General features: G+C 58.0%; 1 protein-coding gene. It reads left to right on the top strand.

The features are described 5' to 3' along the window. The first annotated feature begins 91 nt into the window (after positions 1 to 91). Positions 92 to 1075 carry an IS5 family transposase gene (locus AC07P1_RS33670; RefSeq protein WP_494699945.1) on the top strand — a complete coding sequence of 328 codons (984 nt, stop codon included), beginning with the start codon at positions 92 to 94 and terminating at the stop codon, positions 1073 to 1075. Positions 1076 to 1222 lie beyond the last annotated feature (147 nt).

Consider the following 1222-nt stretch of genomic DNA (forward strand, 5'->3'; position numbering starts at 1 on the left):
CTAGGGAAGCGCTGATTTAATCGCCGCCGCAGTGGCCCAAGTGATCTGTAAGCTGTCAAAATAGTGGCTCCTTTCCACGAGAGACCTGACGATGCAATCGAGCTTTTCGGATGCAGAGTACGCCAACAAAAAGAAGCTGACGCGGCGCGACCGCTTCCTGGCCGAGATCGAGGCCGCGACGCCGTGGGCGGCGCTGGTGGCTGCCCTTCTGCCTTACTACCCGAAAGGTGACGGCCGCGGTCGCCCGCCGATCGGCTTGGAACGCATGCTGCGCATGTATATCGCCCAGCAGTGCTTCGGTTTGTCGGACGAAGGTGTGGAGGATGCGATCTACGACAGCCAGGCCATTCGCGGTTTCGTCGGCATCGATCTGACCCACGAATCGGCGCCCGATGCGACCACCTTGCTGAAGTTCCGGCGCCTGCTGGAGCAGAACAATCTGACCAAACGAATCTTCGACGAGATCAATGGCCATCTGGCCAGCAAGGGCCTGACGATGCGTGAAGGAACCATCGTCGACGCGACCCTGATCGCGGCACCGCCGTCGACCAAGAACCGCGATGGCAAACGCGATCCTGAGATGCACCAATCCAAGAAGGGCAACGACTGGCATTTCGGACTCAAAGCGCATATCGGCGTCGACCTGGCCACCGGCTTGGTCCACACCGTCGTTGCCACCGCAGGCAACGTGGCCGACGTCACGCAAGCACATGCGCTGCTGCATGGCGGCGAGAAGGTCGTCATTGGTGACGCCGGTTACCAAGGCGTTGCCAAGCGGCCGGAAAACACCGACACGAACGTGGAATGGCATACGGCCATGAAGCCCAGTTTGCGCAAGGCGCTCAAGAAGGACAAACTCGGGCGCATTACCGAAAAGCTGGAACAAACCAAAGCCAGCGTGCGCGCCAAAGTCGAGCATTGCTTCCATGTCGTCAAATGCCTGTTCCGTCATCGCAAGAACCGGTATCGCGGCCTGGCTAAAAACACCGCGCAGTTGCACTCGCTGTTTGCTTTCGCCAATCTGGTGTTGGCGCGCAGGTTCCTTGGCGGCGTACACACCCAAGTTGCGTCTTGAGTTTGGAAATGCGGCAAAGGGTGGGCATAAACTAATCATTTCACCCTCAGGCCGACAGATTTTCTTGAGTTTTTCAATCTCAGATCTGTCGAGCCAGTTACATCGCCTTCGAAGCGCTGAAAACTGAATTGATCAGCGCTTCCCTAG

Source organism: Duganella sp. GW821-FHT07F09, from assembly GCF_059418705.1.